The 19,177-nt window shown below is 53.4% G+C and carries 21 protein-coding genes; all 21 read right to left on the bottom strand.

What is annotated here, in order from left to right:
* Window positions 1-47: 47 nt before the first annotated feature.
* Complete coding sequence (locus BBD41_RS24985; protein WP_099479263.1) at window positions 48-1,457, bottom strand: flagellar assembly protein A; 1,410 nt, start codon at window positions 1,455-1,457, stop codon at window positions 48-50.
* 31 nt (window positions 1,458-1,488) lie between these two features.
* Window positions 1,489-2,277: a FliA/WhiG family RNA polymerase sigma factor gene (locus tag BBD41_RS24980; RefSeq protein WP_007128729.1), complete on the bottom strand. Its 789-nt coding sequence runs from the start codon at window positions 2,275-2,277 to the stop codon at window positions 1,489-1,491.
* Window positions 2,278-2,292: 15 nt separating this feature from the next.
* Window positions 2,293-2,712: a hypothetical protein gene (locus BBD41_RS24975; RefSeq protein ID WP_099479261.1), complete on the bottom strand. Its 420-nt coding sequence runs from the start codon at window positions 2,710-2,712 to the stop codon at window positions 2,293-2,295.
* Between the two features lie 2 nt (window positions 2,713-2,714).
* On the bottom strand, window positions 2,715-3,212 hold the full coding sequence (locus BBD41_RS24970) for a chemotaxis protein CheD (RefSeq protein ID WP_077567103.1): 498 nt from the start codon (window positions 3,210-3,212) through the stop codon (window positions 2,715-2,717).
* Entirely contained in the window at window positions 3,205-3,831 is a 627-nt protein-coding gene (locus BBD41_RS24965; RefSeq protein ID WP_007128732.1) for a chemotaxis protein CheC, read from the bottom strand. The genes BBD41_RS24970 and BBD41_RS24965 overlap by 8 nt, the downstream gene beginning before the upstream one ends.
* Window positions 3,832-3,833: 2 nt before the next feature.
* Window positions 3,834-4,295, bottom strand: coding sequence for a chemotaxis protein CheW (locus tag BBD41_RS24960; RefSeq protein WP_077567105.1), 462 nt, complete (start codon window positions 4,293-4,295; stop codon window positions 3,834-3,836).
* Between the two features lie 55 nt (window positions 4,296-4,350).
* The gene (locus BBD41_RS24955) at window positions 4,351-6,420 is read right to left on the bottom strand and encodes a chemotaxis protein CheA (protein WP_099479258.1); all 2,070 of its coding nucleotides are present in this window, start codon (window positions 6,418-6,420) and stop codon (window positions 4,351-4,353) included.
* A 22-nt stretch (window positions 6,421-6,442) separates the two neighbouring features.
* Complete coding sequence (locus BBD41_RS24950; RefSeq protein WP_099479256.1) at window positions 6,443-7,783, bottom strand: protein-glutamate methylesterase/protein-glutamine glutaminase; 1,341 nt, start codon at window positions 7,781-7,783, stop codon at window positions 6,443-6,445.
* Between the two features lie 94 nt (window positions 7,784-7,877).
* Complete coding sequence (locus BBD41_RS24945) at window positions 7,878-8,774, bottom strand: MinD/ParA family protein (RefSeq protein WP_099479254.1); 897 nt, start codon at window positions 8,772-8,774, stop codon at window positions 7,878-7,880.
* Window positions 8,771-10,204, bottom strand: coding sequence for a flagellar biosynthesis GTPase FlhF (gene flhF, locus BBD41_RS24940; RefSeq protein ID WP_099479252.1), 1,434 nt, complete (start codon window positions 10,202-10,204; stop codon window positions 8,771-8,773). Before flhF ends, BBD41_RS24945 begins: the two co-directional genes overlap by 4 nt.
* Window positions 10,201-12,234 carry a flagellar biosynthesis protein FlhA gene (gene flhA / locus BBD41_RS24935; protein ID WP_099479250.1) on the bottom strand — a complete coding sequence of 678 codons (2,034 nt, stop codon included), beginning with the start codon at window positions 12,232-12,234 and terminating at the stop codon, window positions 10,201-10,203. Before flhA ends, flhF begins: the two co-directional genes overlap by 4 nt.
* Before the next feature lie 24 nt (window positions 12,235-12,258).
* Window positions 12,259-13,359, bottom strand: a complete 1,101-nt coding sequence (gene flhB, locus BBD41_RS24930) for a flagellar biosynthesis protein FlhB (RefSeq protein ID WP_077569029.1) — start codon at window positions 13,357-13,359, stop codon at window positions 12,259-12,261.
* Window positions 13,360-13,373: 14 nt separating this feature from the next.
* Window positions 13,374-14,162, bottom strand: a complete 789-nt coding sequence (fliR, locus tag BBD41_RS24925; RefSeq protein ID WP_099479248.1) for a flagellar biosynthetic protein FliR — start codon at window positions 14,160-14,162, stop codon at window positions 13,374-13,376.
* Window positions 14,163-14,173: 11 nt separating this feature from the next.
* Window positions 14,174-14,443 carry a flagellar biosynthesis protein FliQ gene (gene fliQ, locus BBD41_RS24920; protein WP_077567112.1) on the bottom strand — a complete coding sequence of 90 codons (270 nt, stop codon included), beginning with the start codon at window positions 14,441-14,443 and terminating at the stop codon, window positions 14,174-14,176.
* 43 nt (window positions 14,444-14,486) lie between these two features.
* Complete coding sequence (gene fliP, locus BBD41_RS24915) at window positions 14,487-15,239, bottom strand: flagellar type III secretion system pore protein FliP (protein WP_099479245.1); 753 nt, start codon at window positions 15,237-15,239, stop codon at window positions 14,487-14,489.
* Entirely contained in the window at window positions 15,236-15,760 is a 525-nt protein-coding gene (locus tag BBD41_RS24910; RefSeq protein WP_099479243.1) for a FliO/MopB family protein, read from the bottom strand. The genes fliP and BBD41_RS24910 overlap by 4 nt, the downstream gene beginning before the upstream one ends.
* A gap of 12 nt (window positions 15,761-15,772) precedes the next feature.
* Window positions 15,773-16,138 (bottom strand): response regulator, encoded by a 366-nt coding sequence (locus tag BBD41_RS24905; RefSeq protein WP_099479241.1) that lies wholly within the window; start codon window positions 16,136-16,138, stop codon window positions 15,773-15,775.
* A gap of 28 nt (window positions 16,139-16,166) precedes the next feature.
* Window positions 16,167-17,429 carry a flagellar motor switch phosphatase FliY gene (fliY, locus tag BBD41_RS24900; RefSeq protein ID WP_099479239.1) on the bottom strand — a complete coding sequence of 421 codons (1,263 nt, stop codon included), beginning with the start codon at window positions 17,427-17,429 and terminating at the stop codon, window positions 16,167-16,169.
* Window positions 17,419-18,417 carry a flagellar motor switch protein FliM gene (gene fliM, locus BBD41_RS24895; RefSeq protein WP_099479237.1) on the bottom strand — a complete coding sequence of 333 codons (999 nt, stop codon included), beginning with the start codon at window positions 18,415-18,417 and terminating at the stop codon, window positions 17,419-17,421. Before fliM ends, fliY begins: the two co-directional genes overlap by 11 nt.
* A gap of 35 nt (window positions 18,418-18,452) precedes the next feature.
* The gene (locus BBD41_RS24890; RefSeq protein WP_077567116.1) at window positions 18,453-18,914 is read right to left on the bottom strand and encodes a flagellar basal body-associated FliL family protein; all 462 of its coding nucleotides are present in this window, start codon (window positions 18,912-18,914) and stop codon (window positions 18,453-18,455) included.
* Window positions 18,911-19,135, bottom strand: coding sequence for a flagellar FlbD family protein (locus BBD41_RS24885; protein ID WP_007128748.1), 225 nt, complete (start codon window positions 19,133-19,135; stop codon window positions 18,911-18,913). The genes BBD41_RS24890 and BBD41_RS24885 overlap by 4 nt, the downstream gene beginning before the upstream one ends.
* Between the last annotated feature and the right edge of the window lie 42 nt (window positions 19,136-19,177).

Genomic DNA, 19,177 nt, shown 5'->3' with positions numbered 1-19,177 from the left:
CGATCAACTACACCCGGCCCCAGGCCCAGCTCCGCTGCAAAAGGCTGCTACAACAACGGCACCATCGTGACATCTCCCTCATGATAGTAAAAAGAAACCCGCTGCGTGGGATCCTTGATGAAGCGGGTATACCGGCCAATCACAATTTTAGCCCCTCCGTATATGGTTTTGACGACGTTAACCCTGGCTTTCCCGGTATCCTCCAGCGTCTTTTCGATTTCCAGCATTCGCTCCTTAATTGCGGTCTGCTCGGCCATATTGGATTTTCTCGTTGCATTCAGCTTGATCCGCATCGCCATCTTATCGGGTGACAGCTGGCCGGTCGAAGCCAATTGATTCAGCAAATAAAGCGCTTTATCTGTCTTGTCCACACTTTCGATCAGCTGCTTCAGCTGTACGCGCAGCTCGGCCAATTCGTTGCGCAGGTCCGGAAGCACTCCCACCTCGACGACGGTAGCCGTTGACATGCTGTTGCCGATGGTTCGGGCGACGACCATCTCTCCGGCTTGCAATACGCCGCCGACGACCAAGCCTTTCGTTCCGTTGCATTCGATATTCCGACCCGCGCGGATGTTGGAGTGCATAATGCTCTGGGAGACGAGCACGTTCGCCCCGGCAACGACGTTTCCGTCCTGGATAAAGGAGCTCTTAACATCCTGACCGGCCTTGACGCATCCTTTGTTATAGCCGATAATTCCGCCGGAAATATCGATCGAGCCCTCCGCATCGAGCTCGGCGCCTTCCACAAAGCCGGTCACCCGGATATCACCGGCCGCCTTGATTCGAAACCCGGTCAGCACATTTCCGCGGACAACGACCGTTCCGACAAAATCGATGTTGCCGATGCTGTAATCGACGTCCCCATTAATCTCGTATACCGGAAACACGTTGATTTTCCCTTTATCGGTCCTTGTAAGCAGACCATCGATCGCCGCGTACATCGCCGTTTTTTCCGCGTTGACCACGACGTTTTTACCGATCTTGAAATGAGCTTCCTTGCCCGGCTTGCTAGGGATTTCTTCACCGGTGACCGTTGTCCCGGGCTCTCCCTTTGTCGGGGGGACTCGGGTCGCCAGCAGCTGTCCCTTCTTTACATTATTTAACCGAGTGATTTCTTTGTAATCGACTTTGCCGTCCTCAGTCTCGAGCGGCTTCAAGTGGGTCTGGCCACCGAAATCGACGGTGAATTCAATTCTTCCGTTCTGTCCGTGCACAGGCTCCGTTCCGATGGCTATCGGCGTCCTGCTGTACTGGTATTCCTCCGCATGACCGGCGATGCGCTGCAGGATATCCTGCTGGATCCCGTACCGGATGCCGTGACTTCGCAAGAACTGCTCCAGCGCTTCCAGCGTGCAGGAGAACCCGTCCTCCCATTTCGTGAACTGAATGTAGGCGATAACCTTGTCATCCGAAAACGTGACGCTCATGTACTGATCCAATGCATAATCTAGAGACAATCCAGCCAACCCCCTTCCTAAATGGCAAGCGTCAATCGTTTTGCATCAGCAAATCCCGATCTTTATCAAGCGCGCCCCGCAGTCTCATTATCGCTTTGGAATGAAGCTGTGAAATACGCGATGGCGATAGCGACATGACCTCGGCGATTTCACTAAGTGATAAGTCCTCATAATATAATAATGAAACGACGGTTCTTTCCTTTGGGGTTAATTTACTGATCCCTTTCTTCAGCGCTTCCCGAAGGTAAAATTCATGCACCTTGTGATCCGGATTTTTTGCTTTCTCGTCAACCAGCACCGACATGCGGGTCTCCGACTCCTCCTCGCGAATCGGATCCTCCAGCGACGTCAGCGTCATCACAGCCACCTCCTGCAGCATGTGCCGGAATTCCTTCTCGGACACCTCCAGGTAGCTGCTCATCTCCGAATCGCTGACGCTGCGCAAATACTTCTGTTCTAGTTGCTGGTACGCAGTTTCGATCTTCTTCGCCTTCTCTCGGACGGAACGAGGCACCCAATCCCCCTGGCGCAGCGAATCAAGGATTGCGCCCCGAACCCGCCAGGAGGCATAGGTCTCGAACTGCAGACCGCGCTTGTAGTCGAACTTCTCGATGGCATCGATCAGACCCATAACGCCGTTGCTGGCGAGATCTCCCTTCGAGACATTCTTGGGAAGGCCGATGGCCAAGCGGCTTGAAACATAGTCAACGATGTGCAAATGATTTTCGATTAATTTCTTTTTCGCTTCCGGGTCCCCATCTTCCTTCCATGCACTCCATAAATCCGCATGATTCAGCATTGTAGCCTTACGTTCGTCCAATTGCCTTCACCCTCCTTATTTTTCCGTAAGGTGACGAACGGCCTTGGCCAGTTCCTCGGGATCTTTTGTTGAAACCAGCTTGGGCGGGTTGAGCGGAACGAAGCCGTCCTTGCCTTTGCTGCCGTTTTCGGAGTGGATCATATCCATCAGCTCCCGGTCTTCGTCCGGTGTAGCCAGATCAAGGACGGCTCCCCGTTCATCCTCTTGCCCCGTTCCGGCACCGGCGCTCTTCCCTGCCTTCGGCCCCTGTTCGTTTCGGCCCACGATGATGTCCAGCACCCGTTTCAATAAGAAAGCCAGCACAAACCAGATTACGAAGGCGAGGAACGCCCGGGTCATGCTGGTTGTCCATAGATTGTTGCGTATGGATAAAATAAAAGTGAAAATAAATCCGGCAATTCCCGATAGGATATAAAAACGCAGTTTTTCCATCATCTCTACAGTTCCTTTATGCCCTTTTGTACACTCCGCACGGTAAATTTCCCCGTAAAACAGTCCAGCTCCACTGTTCTTCCGTAATTTTCTCCGGTATCCTCCGCTATCAGGGCGATGCCCATCTGCTGCAGCCCCTCTTTGCACGATTCGACATTCCGTGGGCCGATCCGCATGGTATCGCCGGCTCCGGCAAAGGAGAACATTTGCGCGCCGCCGGCCATTTTTGCAACCATTCTGGCTTGAACGGCGCCCATATCCTTCATTTTGTTCAGAAGGACCGGCAGGGCCGTGTCCGCATACTTTGCCAGGTTCAGCTGCCCCTCCCTGGCAATCGAGGAGGAAGGAAGCATGACATGGGCCAGCCCCCCGATCTTCGCAACCGGATCATATAAGGTCAGTCCGACGCAGGAGCCAAGCCCGGTCGTGCGCAATATGCCGTTTGGACCTGCGACGTTCAGATCCGCCATGGCCACCTTCACGATGCTTTGCTCATCAATCATGCTCTAAAGGCACTCCCAGGGCTTCGAATATTTGTGCGAATGAAGGCGGATCGGGTATGAGGAAAAACTGACCTTCAACTTCATTCTGTCCTTCCAGAAACGTCGTGTTGATCAAGAGCGCATCGTCTCCCATTTCCCCGAATTGAAGGAGTCCGTAGCTCAATATGGCGCCCGCCATATCCATGGCCAGTCCCGGAACGGTCGGCGTCATGGATAAATTGGTGAAATCCGCAAGCGAGGACAGATAGGAGCCGGCCAGGATGTTGCCGATTTCGCACAATGCCGACAGCTCCATTTCGGAGAATTGTTCATCCTCCGACACTTCGATGCCCGCAAGGTTCTGGAGCAGATTTTTTCCCGCTTCGGGGCTCATGATAAAGAACAGATTGCCCGGCGCGCTGCCTTCCACCCGCAGGAAGACGGCCAGCACCACTTGCTCGCTGCCGCCCACGCTTTCCGCGATTTCTTTGAAAGGAAGCAGCTGCACTTTCGGCACGGCCATATCGATGGGCTTGTCCAGCAAGCGGGACAACGCCGTTGCAGCATTGCCCGCACCGATGTTCCCCACTTCCTTCAGCACGTCCATCTTGACTTCCCTGCCATACTTAAACAGCTCCACGATTAATCCTCGAGGCCTTCCAGCTGAATGATCTCGCTCTTGTTCAATACTTCGGACAGATTCAGCATGACCAGAAGGCGCTCCTCTCCTACCCGCGCGACACCGCGGAGATATTTCGCTTTGATGCCGCCGACCACTTCAGGCGGTGAATCGATGTTGTCGGTGTTCAAGTCGATGACGTCGCTTGCGGAATCGACGATAAAGCCGACCTGCATATCGCTCACCGCAACGATGATGATCCGGGTTTGATCGGTCGGCTCCACCTCGGGCAGACCGAAGCGGCCCCTTAGGTCAATAACCGGGATGACCACGCCGCGAAGGTTGATCACACCTTTTACAAAAGCATAGGTTTTCGGTACGCGCGTAATCGGCATCATCCGTTCAATCGTTTGAACCTTATCTACCTCAATACCGTATTCCTCAGTGCCGAGCTTAAAGACGATAACCTTGATTTCTTCTCCCATGACTGAATCCTCCTTCAAATTATGCGGCCTGCCGCTTTACCGGGTGAAGCTTGCTTTATTTAATGAACGCATTCGCATCGATAATAAGAGCAACTTGTCCGTCGCCGAGGATCGTTGCCCCGGAAATCCCTTGAATCGCCGGCAAGTATTTGCCCAGATTTTTAATCACGATCTCGCTTTGGCCGATAAAATCATCGATCGCCAGCGCGGCTAGACGATCGCCTTTTCGAATCACGACAACCTCGGTTTCTTCTTCCTGCTCTTCATCGAAATCCGGTACTTCGAACACCTTGCTGAGCGAAATAATCGGAATCATCGACTCGCGGAAGTGAACCATGCGGCTGCCGTGCACATTTTTGACGTGACCGCGCTTGATGACTGCCGTTTCCACGATGGACGAGAGCGGGATCGCATATTTCTCGGAGCCCATCCGGATCAGCATGGCGGCGATGATCGACAAGGTCAGCGGAAGCTGTACGGAGAAGTTGGTTCCTTTCCCCGGCGTCGAATAGATCGTTACATTGCCGCCAAGCGAAACGATTTTGGATTTGACGACGTCAAGTCCTACTCCGCGGCCCGATACGTCGGATATTTTCTCCGCCGTACTGAATCCCGGGGCAAAGAGCAGCTGATGCACCTCTTCATCCGTCATCGCTTCCGCCTCGGCCTCGGTAACTACCCCCTTCTGGAGCGCATTCTTCAAGATCTTCTCACGATAGATCCCCCGGCCGTCATCCTCAATCTCGATGAAAACGTTGTTGCCGCTGTGGAAGGCGCGCAGATGGACCGTGCCGGTCTCCGGCTTGCCCGCGGCAATGCGGTCGGCGACAGGTTCGATGCCGTGGTCAGCCGAATTGCGCAGCAGGTGGACCAGCGGGTCGCCGATTTCGTCGATGACGGTCCGGTCCAGCTCCGTATCGGCGCCGGTGATAATGAGATCGATTTTTTTATCGAGCGTTTTCGCAAGGTCCCGGACCATCCGCGGGAAGCGGTTGAATACCGTGTCCACGGGAACCATCCGGAGCTTCAGCACGATATTCTGAAGATCGCTGCTGACCCGGCTCATATGCTCGACGGTATCGGTCAGCTCCTGGTTCTGGGCCTCGCTCGCCAATTGCTCAAGCCGTACCCGGTCAATGAGCAGCTCGCTGAACAGGTTCATCAGGACGTCCAGCCGTTCAATGTCCACACGGATCGTGCGGGACGGGTTCGCCCCGCCGCTTCGAGCCGTAGCCTTCGCTTCCTTGGCGGGTGTAGGGGTGCTCTTCGACTCTGGCACCGAGGCTGCCGCTGAAGGCTGCTGCGCTTCGGGCTTGGCGGTTTCGAGCGCTGCCGCAGCCTGTTGTACCATTTGCTGGAGCGTTTCATGATCCAGCGAGACAACCTGGGCCGTCTCGATTTCGGAAACGCCGAGGATCTGGCTCTCCATGTCGGCGGCTTCCCGCTGGGTTATGTAGTACAACGAAAATACGCGATCGAATTCACCTTGTTCAATGTCTTGAACGTCCGGATGCGTCTTCACGATTTCTCCGGATCTTTCCAGCGCTTCGAATACCATGTAGGCCCGAACCGCTTTAAGCTGGCAATCCTCTCGCAGGGTCACTTGTATATAGAGAACCTTATGTCCTTCCGAAATTGATTGTTCGAGCACCGAGTACTGAAACTCGTCCAGCGTGATTCCGGGATGGGAAGCCGATCCTTGATCCGCGCCTTTAACGTCTCCGGTTGGCGCATGCGCCGGGCTCTCTCCGCGGACAATAGACTGGAGAGCGGCCACAATCGAAGACACATCCGACTTGCCGTCACCTCCGGACGTAATATCCTGCACCATCGATTCAAGCGCGTCCAAGCTTTTGAAGAGCGTGTCGAAGATATAATCCTGCATGGTCAGCTTTTCATTCCGGACGAGGTCGAGCACATTTTCCATTTGGTGCGTTAACGAGGCGAGATCCTCGAAGCCCATCGTCGCGGCCATCCCTTTTAACGTATGCGCCGACCGGAAAATCACTTGCACGATCCCCAAATCGTCCGGATTGTTTTCTAATTGCAGCATGTTTTCATTTAATGATTGCAGATGATCATTTGACTCATCAATAAACATTGTCAAATATTGATTCATGTCCATTGAGAGACACCTCCTCCTGAGTTCACTTTCTGTTATTTACAGCTTGAACCACTTTGGGTGCAAGTTCCTGCAGAGGCAACACATCATTGACGCATCCGAGTTCGACAGCCGAGCGAGGCATTCCGTATACAACGCAGGTTTCCTCGCTCTCCGCAAAGGTGGATCTAACGCCCGAATCATAGAGCTTCTTCATCATTCTCGCTCCGTCGCTCCCCATGCCGGTCATCAGCACCGCGTGACGCGTAAGCTCCGTCAGCGGGAGCAGTGACTCGAACAGCGTATCGACGGATGGGCGATGGCCGTTGCGCGGCTCATCCATGCTCGTTGCAATCACGTATCCGTTCTTCTCGGTGCGCTTTACCCGGATATGGCTTCCCCCCGGTGCGATATAAGCCTTTCCCGGCTCCAGAGCCATTCCGTCAGCTGCTTCGAGCACCTCCAGCCGGCTAAAGGAATTCAGGCGCTGCGCAAGTGATTTCGTAAACTTGGGCGGCATATGCTGCACGATAACGATCGGAGCAGGAAAGCCGCTCGGGATTCCTTCCAGAAATGCCTTCAGCGCCCGCGGTCCCCCTGTGGAGCAGCCGACGGCTACGAGATCCGATAGCGCCGCCGAAGAGGACGGACTGACGTCTGCAGCTGGCCGGGTCTCCGCCCCCGCGGCGGAAGGCTTTGCGGACTCCGGCTTTCTGCGTTTGTCCGGAGTGTCGGGCTTCCGCTGCAATGGGTCAGTGCCCGGAAGCACCTCCCGTAATCTCTGTTTCGCCTTGCTGACCGGAGGCAGCTCCTGACGAGCATGGACCTCGGCAGCCTTTGTCCGAGTATGGTCAACCGGAGGCTGTTCCTTCACATTCGGCTTCTTATCCGGCAGCTTGCCGAGAGGCCTGGAAGCTCGTGAAGAGGAGGATGGATGCCTTGCGGCTTGCCGCGCCCTCTCTTCCTCCTCCCATAAGGCTCGGCGCTGCTTGGCCTGCATCGCCGCATGCAGCTGCTTCATCAGCTCTTCCCCGACCTGCTCGATCCCGAGCGCATTCGTAATGGAAGGCTTTCGTATGAAGTCAAACGCACCGGCCTCGAGGGCCAGAATCGTTTCCCTCATCCCTTCTTCATTCAAGCCGGACAGCATGATCACCGGAGGCCCTAATTCCATAATGAATTTCAGAGCGTCCAATCCGTTCATCTCCGGCATTTCCACGTCCAGGGTAACTGCATCCGGGTTTAATTCCTTCACTTTCCGGATGGCCTCTTGCCCGTTCTCAGCCGTTCCGACCACCTGAAAGAGAGCGTCTCGCTCGATGAAGTCGGAGAAAATTTTTCTCATAAATGCGGAATCGTCCACAACAAGCACACGAAAGGGCACCACGATCAGTCCACCTCAGTTCCAATTATCCAAGTGAGGATGATGCAAAAATCCAAAGAGCGCTGGAATCCAATTTTGCAAAATCCTGATGTAAGAATCACTTTGTTCGTTTGAGCAAGCGATGCATGAATGCTTTGATTCCCTTTGGCGCATCCGGCTCTGCAGCGGCGGGAGATGCCATGCTGCGAAGGGCGATCCGTCTGATGTCGCTTGCGGCATCGCACTTCGGGAACGCTATCGTGAATGGAGTCTGCCGCTTGACCGCCTGCACCACATGCGGATCATCCGCAATCGAACCCAGCAGCTGCATATCCAAATCCAGAAAGCGGCGGGCCGTTAACATGATTTTATCCGCGGCCTCCCGCGCCTCCTGCTCATCGCCGGCCCGGTTGACGATCAGGCTGAACGGGACTTTGGACCCGGTTCCATGCACGACTTTGATGAGAGCATACGCATCCGTGATGGAAGTCGGCTCAGGCGTCGTAACGACGTAACAATGATCGGCCGATGTAATGAATCGCATGTTTTCTTTTGACAAGCCTGCGCCTGTATCAAAGATGATGTAATCCATGCCGGACGATATGCGCTCTAGCTGATCAAGAAAGTAAGTCATGTCCGAGTCGGAGAGAGAGAACAGATCGGCAAGTCCGGATCCCCCTGGAATGAAGGGGAGCCGCTCCGGTCCGTACTGGATCACGTCCTCCATGCTCTTCTCCCGTCGCAGCAAATGATAGAGGCTGTAGCGGGACGAGACTCCCATGAGCACATCGATATTGGCCATGCCGATATCAGCGTCAAACACCAGCACTTTTTTGCCCATCGACTGCAAGGCAAGCGCAAAGTTCAGCGTGAAATTGGATTTTCCGACACCGCCCTTGCCGCTCGTGACCGTAATGATCTTGGCGCTCTCGGCTGAGGTCCTCGGAGGCGTTCCCATGTTCTCGTTCCGCTGCGCAGATACAAGCTGTCTGAGCGAATGGGCTTGATCCGTCATGACCACGATTCTCCCAGCAGCAGATCGCACAGCTGATCGCTGCTTGCCAGAAGCAGGTCGTCCGGCACATTTTGACCATTGGTCATATAAGACAGGCGCAGGTTATGCGCATGCAGCAGATTGAAGATCGCGCCGAAGCTTCCGGTCTCATCCATCTTGGTGAATATGACTTTATCGAGTGCATATTTGCTGAAATGATCGGCGATTTCGATCATATCTCCGCTCTTGGATGTCAGGCTGAGGACAAGGTAGGTTTCGCTGTGCTCCGAATGGGAAAAGAGGCTCTGCAATTCGGAGACGAGCAGCTCGTTCCGATAATTCCGGCCGGCCGTATCCATCAAGATCAGGTCGCAGTCCTGAAGCGTTTGAAGCGCCCGCTGCATATCCCCCGGCGACTGCACCACCTCCATCGGGACATTCAAAATCGAGGCATAGGTCCTAAGCTGCTCTACCGCTGATATCCGGTACGTATCCGAGGTTATAAAGCCCACCTTGCGGTGATATCTGAACAGCTGCTCTGCAGCGATTTTGGCGATCGTTGTCGTCTTGCCGACACCCGTCGGCCCGGCGATGTATACGATCCGGGTATCGGATTGAATGCCTCCTCCGATCCGCTCATCAATAAAAGCCTTCGCCCGCTCGCGTATTATCGCCTGCAGCTGCTCGCTTCCAAGCTGCATCCCGCTCTCCCGCAGAGCTTCTTCGGCAGCCCCAAGCCACTGCTCGCTGAGCCTCGCGGAAACGTCCTGTCCAAGCAGGCGATCCCTTAACGGCTCCAGCGGCTCCGGCAGCTGTCTCGCTTCAAAATTATGCCGGGACAGCTTGGCGATCCATTCCTTCATTTCCTTCAGTTCCTCAAGCACTCGCTGCTCCGATTCACTGATGCCCAGGCGGGAGCTCAACGGCTCAGCCGGAGGCGTCTGCAAATTGCCTTGCGCTGCAGCAGCTGCTTTCGCGCCCTGGAAGGCGGCTTCGGCCGAAGCCGTTGCCGTCTGTATCGGGGGCTGGGTATCCTCCCGGACCTCCTGCGCCTCCCCGGCTGCAGCGGCCTGGCTCATAATCTCGGCAAAGCGGACATAATCCGCGTCCTGTGCGGAATCCTTCGCCGCCGGTATCGCTTCCGGGGCAGGAGCCTTCGGCAGGTCGGCTGCCGAAGGAGTCGCGATTTCCGCTGTGCGCTGGTATGCCTTCGGTACAGCAGCCTTCGGCACGGCTGCAGGCGGCTTCGGCTTGGCTTTGACGGCGGATTTCAATTTCTCCTCCTGTTCAACCGCGGCGATGACCTCGATCTTCTTGCGGGAGAACATTCCTAGAAAACCGCCTACCTTAATGTCCTTCGTGCTCAGTATGACCGCATCCGCACCCAAATCCGACCGGATCTGCGCCATCGCTTCCGGCATCGTGTCGACGATATACCTTTTTACTCTCATAAGTTCACCACTCCGACACTTTGAATTTCGACGTTCGGCTCAAGCTCGCTGTAGGATAGAACCGGTATATCCTGCATGCCGCGTTCAATCACCTGCCGCAAGTACATGCGGATGGCCGGAGAGGTAAGCAGCACCGGCTGTTGTCCCATCTGGATTATCCGATTCACTTGCTCGCTCAGCTTCTGGAATACGCTCTGCGTAGATACAGGGTCCATCGCCAGGTAAGTCCCCTGTTCGCTCTGCTGGACGCTCTCCGCGATTTTCTTCTCAAGCTGCGGTCCGACGGTGATCACCTTCATGGCCTCTCCGTCCTGAGCATACTGCTGGGTGATTTGCCTCGAGAGCGCTTGTCTTACATACTCTGTTAAGACATCCGGGTCCTTCGAATAATGCCCGTAATCCGCGAGCGTCTCCAGGATCGTAACCATGTCGCGGATGGAGATTTTCTCCCTTAGCAGCTTCGCGAGCACCTTCTGAACCTCCCCGATCGTCAGCACGGAAGGGATCAGCTCGTCGACAAGCACAGGGTAGCTTTCCTTGATATTGTCGACCAGCGCTTTGGTCTCCTGGCGCCCCAGCAGCTCATGCGCGTGCCGCTTGATCAGTTCTGTCAGATGGGTAGCTACGACGGACGGCGGATCCACCACGGTATACCCCGCCAGGTCGGCCCGTTCTTTCGTCGCCTCGTCGATCCAGAGCGCCGGCAGCCCGAACGCGGGCTCCGTCGTTTCGATTCCCGTGACGGAATCATCCTCGTAGCCGGGACTCATGGCGAGGTAATGATTGAGAAGTAATTCCCCGCCGCCGACAGCATTCCCTTTAATTTTTATGACATATTCATTCGGTTTAAGCTGAATATTGTCGCGGATTCGGATCACCGGTACGACCAGGCCGAGTTCAAGCGCGCATTGTCTCCGGATCATAATGATCCGATCCAGCAAGTCTCCGCCCTGCTGGGTATCCGCAAGCGGGATCAAGCCGTAGCCGAACTCGAATTCGATCGGATCCACCTGCAGCAGGTTGATGACGCTTTCCGGGCTGCGAACCTCTTCGATCTGCTGCTCCTCTTCCATCTGCTCCACCTCGACCTGCTTGCGGTCCAGATTGTTCTGCATTCTCCTTGCTGCAATAAACAGAACAAGCGCGATGGGTGCTGTCGTAATAAAATGAATCGGAGTGAACAATCCCAGCAGCAATACGGTACCTGAAACGATGTACAGCAAGCGCGGATAAGAGAACAGCTGGCCTGTCAAATCCTCGGCCAGATTTCCTTCAGAGGAAGCTCTGGTGACGATAAGACCTGCCGATGTCGATATGAGGAGCGCCGGAATCTGGCTGACCAGTCCATCCCCGATCGTCAGGATCGAGTACGTGCTCAACGCTTCGGCAAACGACATGCCGTGAATCGAAATCCCGATAATAAATCCGCCGATCAGGTTGATCAGCAGGATGATGATCGAGGCGATGGCATCCCCTTTTACGAATTTGCTGGCACCGTCCATCGCGCCGTAAAAGTCGGCCTCCCGCTCGATTTTCCGTCTGCGCTCCCGGGCTTGCTGCTCATTGATTAGCCCTGCATTCAAATCGGCGTCGATGCTCATCTGCTTACCCGGCATGGCATCCAGCGTAAATCGTGCAGCAACCTCGGCCACGCGCTCGGAGCCTTTCGTGATGACGATGAATTGGACCACGATCAAAATTAAAAAGACGATGAAGCCGACCGCGATCTCGCCGTTGGCAATCCAGCTGCCGAAGGTAGCGACAACTTCACCCGCATTGGCTTCGGACAAAATCAGCTTGGTCGTCGATATGTTCAGCGCAACCCGAAACAGGGTCGTAATGAGAAGCAGGGAAGGAAATATCGAAAAGTCCAGTGCTTCCCTCGTATTCATGGCCACCAGCAGGATAATCAATGCCACCGATATATTGATGATAAGCAGTACATCCAGCAGCCAGATCGGGATCGGAAGAATCATCATGAGTACGATGCCAATGACACCCGCAAGGACAGATAAATCTTTTATTTTCACTGCACTTAGGCCTCCGGTCCCTAGTTATTTCGCTTTACCTTTAAGTTTATATACATAGGCCAGCACTTCAGCTACGGCCTGGAACAGGTCTCCGGGAATGGAATCCCCGATCTCCGACCGTTGGTACAACGCTCGCGCCAGCGGCTTGTTTTCCATGGTTATAATGCCGTGTTCCTTGGCAATTTCCTTAATGCGCAGGGCCATGTAGTCCTGGCCTTTCGCGATAATCTGCGGAGCTTCCATCGTAGAACCGTCATATTTGAGCGCAACCGCAAAATGGGTCGGGTTCGTAATGATGACGTCTGCGTTCGGTACCTCCTGCATCATTCTTTGAAGCGCCATTCGGCGCTGCCGTTCCCTGATTTTTCCTTTGATCAGCGGATCGCCTTCCATTTTCTTGAACTCATCCTTGATGTCCTGTTTTGACATGCGGATGTTTTTTTCGTATTCGTACTTCTGGTACAAATAGTCCAGGACGGACAGGATTAACAGGCCAGCCCCGATCTTAAAGCCAAGCGACATCGTTACATTCGTTACAAAATGAAAAATAGAATCCGGATTCTTCGTCGACAAAGAGGAGAATTCCGCTCTGGCCCCCCAAAGGGTGGTGTATACGAGGTAGCCGATGATCGTCAGCTTAAATATGGATTTGAAAAATTCGATCAAGGATCTCATGGAGAAAATGTTTTTGAATCCTTTGATCGGATCGATCTTGCTGAGCTTCATTTTCAAGGGCTCGCCTGTCAGGAGAAAACCGACCTGAATATAATTGACGACCAGTGAGACCACAAAAACAGCGACAAACAGCGGTGCGAGCAGCAGCAATATTTGAATGGCGTACTCGCCCAAAAGCTGCATGACATTGTCTTTCGTTACATCCATGGAGAGCCGGTTTATGTATACGTCCGTAAACAGCCGGACCGTATGGTCTCTCATGTATCCGCCGAACATCAGCATGCACAGGAAAGCGGATAGTAACACCGATGCGCCCGATACTTCCATACTTTTGGCCACTTGACCTTTTTTGCGCGTATCCTGACGTTTCTTCGGCGTCGCTTTTTCCGTCTTCTCCCCCGCAAACAGCTGCAAATCCACCGGATAACGGTATGGGTATCGGTTCGTCATCATCTTCTTCCTCCTTACGCCGCTCCGTCGTGCATGACGCCGAGCAGCTGCCGGAGCGCCTCGAACATTTGGGTAAACAAATGATCAAATAATGATACAAGTCCCGGCATTAGCACCATCAGCAGCACTAAACCGACCAGGATTTTAAGAATAATGCCGATGATAAATACGTTGAACTGCGGTGCCGTTCTCGCCAGGAAGCCGAGCCCGACATCGGTCAGAAACAAGGCCGCCACAAGCGGAGCCGCCATTTGAAGGGCAAGCACGAACGAGTGGGCAAAGGTTCTGACAAGAATGTCCGTAACGCTGCCGTCTTGAATCTTGGAAAATACGTTGCCCGTAATGGGCACCCAATCGTAGCTGTGCATAATGGCATCGAGCAGATAATGATGGCCGTTCATGCCAAGGAATACGAGCAGTGCGAGATAGTACTTAAAGTTGCCGATCAGCGGCATGGATGCCCCGGTAAACGGATCGATGACGTTGGCCATGCTGAAGCCGATCTGGATATCAATCAGCGCGCCGGCCGTTTGGACGACGGCCATGATCAGATAGGCGGTGAAGCCGAGCAGCAGTCCTACCAGCACTTCCTGGACAATCAGCAGAACGTAGGATAGATCCTGCGGCACCGTTTCTCCTATGCCGAACGTAAGATACACGATCACCGTAAGCAGAAAGGAAAACCCGATTTTGAATGAAGTCGGGATACCCCGCGATGCAAATACGGGAGCTATTACAAAAAAAGATGTTATTCGACAAAAAACAAGCATGAAGACAGGTATACTTTGCTGCAACCATTCCATGGACACTCAGCCTATCCGATATATTTGTAGAGATTGTCCAAAATTCCGTGGGTGAAATCCACCAACGTTGTCAATATCCAAGGACCGAACAGCAGGAGTGCGACAAGAACAATAATGATTTTTGGAACGAACGCCAGCGTCTGCTCCTGAATCTGCGTCGTCGCTTGGAAAATACTTATGATGAGTCCTACGACCAGCGCGAGGACGAGCATCGGCGCGCTCACTTGAAGCACAATGTAGACGGCCTGCCCTGCGAGGCCGATAATAAATTCAGAGCTCACGGCGAGTCCCCCTGTTTTCGAATTCCTAGCCGTTTTATAAACGTTACGGATTAAAGCTCATCAGCATGGATTTGACCACCAGATACCAGCCGTCCACAAGGACAAAGAGCAAGATTTTGAACGGCAGCGAGATCATGACCGGCGGAAGCATCATCATCCCCATCGCCATCAGAACGCTGGCAACGACAATATCGATGACCAGAAACGGAATGAAGATCATAAAGCCCATTTGAAAGCCTGTCTTCAGCTCACTGATGGCAAAGGCCGGCACCATGACGGTTAACGGAATGTCCTCGTACGATTCGGGCTTCTCTGCTCCCGTGTAATTCATGAACAGCAGCAGATCCTTCTCCCGCGTATGGGAGAACATGAACTTCTTGATCGGATCCTGGGCCTTCTGCAGCGCTTCGGTTTGGCTGATTTCGCCCTTGAGATACGGCTGCAGCGCAACCTCGTTCATGGCTGAAAACGTAGGCGCCATAACGAACAAGGTAAGAAAAAGAGCCAGCCCGATCAATACTTGGTTCGGTGGTGTTTGCTGTGTTCCAAGCGATGTGCGGACAAACCCCAGCACAATGACGATCCGCGTAAAGCTTGTCATCAGCACGAGCAAGGCCGGTGCAATGCTAAGAACGGTAATCAGGAGGATCAAGGACAACGAGCTGGTCCCCGGGGTCTCCCCTTCTCCGCCGATTTGAATATCGATGTTCGGAATTGGATCTGCAAATGCGGTGTGGGATAGCAGCATCCCGGCCAGCATAAGCATCGTGATAGCAATCGAGATCTTTTTATTCATGAATCCTTATGATCCTCCCGCAGCAATTCTTCGACCTTTTGCTTCCGGTTCGGTACGCTGCGCAGTTTAGATTCGAACACCTCGTGAAAAGAGGAGCCGTCATCCAATTCGATTTCTTCCGGTTGCTTGTCCTTACGGAGCTTTGCCGCCAATTTGGTTACAAAAGGCGGCAGCGCCCCGCTGTACATTCCTGAATCCTGTTCAAATGCCGCCTGAATCAGCGCGACCTCCGCGGGATCGGAAATTTTGTCCAAGAGCCGGACGTCTTCGCCAACCCCGATCACATAGATGCTGCCCCCGATTTCAACGAGCTGAAGGGATTTGTTAGGGCCCATCCCAACCGCACCGAGCGTACGAATGGAGCGGCCCTGCATCCAGCTCTGATTCTTTTTGCCTAGAAATCGAATCAGGAGAACAATCAATGCGACGATGATGGCTAGAACGACAAAGACATATAATAATTGCAAATAATATCCGCCAGTACCACCTGTGCCGATTTGATCGGAAGCCGCCATCATCATTAGAAACAATCCTTATACGCCAAGCGTTTTGTTGATGGCTTCAATGACGCGGTCCGCTTGGAACGGCTTAACGATAAAGTCCTTCGCTCCGGCTTGGATGGCATCGATGACCATCGCTTGCTGACCCATCGCGGAACACATGATGACTTTTGCGTTCGGATCAATCTTTTTAATTTCCTTGAGCGCGGCGATCCCGTCCATTTCCGGCATCGTAATATCCATCGTGATCAGATCCGGACGAAGCTCTTTAAACTTCTCGATCGCCTGCGATCCGTCCTGAGCCTCGCCTACAACCTCGAATCCGTTCTTGACCAGAATGTCACGGATCATCATTCTCATAAATGCAGCGTCGTCCACAATCAGAATTCGGTTAGCCATTGATAAAAATCCTCCCTAAATGTTTGTGCTATTGTAATTTTTGAATTCGGTCCCATTGGCTCACGATATCCGTTACACGTACGCCAAAGTTCTCATCGATGACGACAACCTCGCCTTTGGCAATCAGCTTGTGATTGACCAGGATGTCCACAGGCTCGCCCGCCAGCTTGTCCAGCTCGATAATCGAACCCTGGGACATTTCCAGGATATCCTTAATTTGCTTCTGAGTCCTTCCTAATTCTACGGTGACCTTAAGAGGAATGTCCATCAGCAAGTTCAGATTGTTTTCATCCACCTGCGGATAGGGCGCCGATTGGAAATTGGCGAATTGCACCGGCTGCACGTTCACATTCCGGCCGTGCATGCCTCCGTAATGCTGCGGACCCGTCTGCGGCGGCATTTGCGGCTGTCCATACGGCATCGCGTTCGGAGCAGGTCCTCCTTGGGGATGCATGGCCGCATTGTAGCCATAATGAGCCTCTTCCTGTGCATTTCCGGCATCCTGCGCATAAGCGGGCGGCTGCGTAGGCTGAGCTGCCGGTTCTTGCGCCGGAGCCGGTGCCTCTACTGCCGCCGCGGTCTCTTGCTGCACCGGCTGTGGCTCATCCGTGCCGTTAATCAGCATGCGAACCATATCTTTGGAGAAGTGTACCGGGAGCAGCTGCATGATGGTCGAATCAATCAGGTCGCCGATGATCAGGCGGAACGAAATTTTGATCAAGGTTTCGTCCTGCGGCAGATTGTTGACGCCTTCTCCGCTCACCATGTTCAAGATATCGATGCCCGGCGGCGAGATGTTGACAAACCGGTTGAATATTGTGGACATGCTCGTCGCGGAAGAGCCCATCATCTGGTTCATCGCTTCCTGAACGGCGCTGATATGGATTTCGTTCAATTCCCCTTCTTCGGGGTTGCCTTCTCCGCCCAGCATCAAGTCTGCAATCACCTGGGCATCGCGAGTTTTGATCACGAGAGAGTTAATGCCCTCGAAGCCGTCGACATACGTGACGTGTACGGCAACATGCGGCTTTGGAAACTCCTCCTCAAACTGGCTTCGCTTGATGATGGACACTCTCGGCGTCGTAATATCCACTTTCTTGCCGAGGAGCGTGGACAACGCCGTTGCGGCGCTGCCAAAGGTAATGTTACCGATCTCCCCTAGCGCATCCTGCTCCAGTGGCGTCAATACATCATCTACGGTAGCCGCCGAAGAAGAAGGATCCGATGCCATTTCCGACTGCTTCAGCAAGGCGTCGATTTCTTCCTGGGATAAATAATCTTTACTCGTCAAATTCTTCAGCTCCTTCGATGACAATTTCATCGATTTGTACAGCAACCCGGTCCTTTACCGTTCCGGGACTGCCAATAAACTTCAGTCTGTCGCCGACCTTGATGGATAACCCGTCATGCACCGGCTTGTTCAGCGAAATAACGTCCCCGACCGAGAGTCCTAAAAACTCGGAGACGGTCAGCTGGGAAACGCCAAGCTCGGCAACGATCGGAAGCTGGGCTTTGCTGACCCGCTGCTTAAGCGCGTCCACTTCCTCGGGAATTCTGGCTTTTTTCTCAGAGATGAACCACTGATGCGCGGACAGCTTGGACATGATCGGTTCCAGCACGACATGGGGAATACAGAGATTGATCATTCCCGTGGTATCGCCGATTTTGGTGCTCAGCGAGATCAGCGCAATGGTTTCGTTCGGGGAAACGATCTGCATAAACTGCGGATTCGTTTCCAGCGCCTCAAGCCGCGGAGAAATATCCAGCACCGTCTTCCAAGCCTCCTTGAGGCTGTCGAAAGCCCGGCTGAAAATCCGTTCCATGATAATGGTCTCGATTTCGGTCATCGAGTTGATCGTGGACGGGGCGACTCCGGTTCCTCCCAGCAGGCGGTCCAGCATCGCGTAGGCGATGTTTGGGTGAACCTCAAGCACCATGCGCCCTTCGAGCGGCTCAGCTTCAAAAATGTTGAGCACCGTCATTTTCGGTATGGAGCGTATGAACTCATCGTATGGGAGCTGTTCAACCTGCACCACATTGATTTGCACAAAAGTACGCAGCTGTGCCGAGAAATATGTTGTAAGATAACGTGCAAAATTTTCATGGATACGTGTCAAGCTGCGAATATGGTCCTTCGAGAAGCGAAGCGCTCTTTTGAAATCATAAGAACGAATCTTCTTCTGCGTCTCCTCTTTCTTCAGCTCCTCCGCATCCATCTCACCGGAAGAGAGCGCGGCCAACAGGGCGTCGATCTCATTCTGCGATAATACATCAACCATCTACTCACCCCCTTACAGGTCATCCGACGAACGGTCTAGATTCCGGCGATCAGCACATCGGTCATATCGATTTGAATCAATCTGCCGGACGTTAACGACTTGTTGATCAGATTCTGCAGCTTGGCCGTAAACTGTTCGCGGCCCTTCGAATCGTTTAACAGCTCGGGCTTTGTGTCGGCTAACGTCTTGATAATGATCGGTTTGATTTTGATTTCCTTGATTTTGTCGAATTCCGCCTTAGCCTTCTTGTCGCTTAACTGAAATGCAAAAGCCATCTGGGCAATGTACTGCGGATCCGCCAAATTCGTCTTAATGCCGGTTATCTCCGATGTCATCTCCACGATCTCGTCCGCCGACAGATTCACAGCGGCAGGCTCATCGCTGGCCGAAGCGGTTTTCGGTTCCTCCGTCAGCTTGTCGGACAACAAGAATATCGCAAGCACGATCAATGTGATGGACAACAGAATCGTAATTAACCAGGGAAGCATCTTTTTCATGAAGGTTCCTCCATTTGCTGCACTTTAATGGTTGCTTGATGAATGCCAACCTCGTGATGATACGCTTTAATGGAAGCTACGATGTCATTTGCACTTTCCAACACAATCAATCGTTTTCCATTAATCAATGTGATATAGGTGTCCGGAGTCTCTTCAACCATTTCGATCAGCAGTGCGTTAAGCCACATCTGCGACCCGTTTAACCTCGTTACCGATATCATGGACTGCCTCCTTGTTTACGAAAAGGGAGGGAGAATCCCCCC

The organism is Paenibacillus ihbetae (genome assembly GCF_002741055.1).
GTDB classification, from domain to species: domain Bacteria; phylum Bacillota; class Bacilli; order Paenibacillales; family Paenibacillaceae; genus Paenibacillus_AQ; species Paenibacillus_AQ ihbetae.
This window is presented reverse-complemented; position numbering and strand designations above follow the sequence as displayed.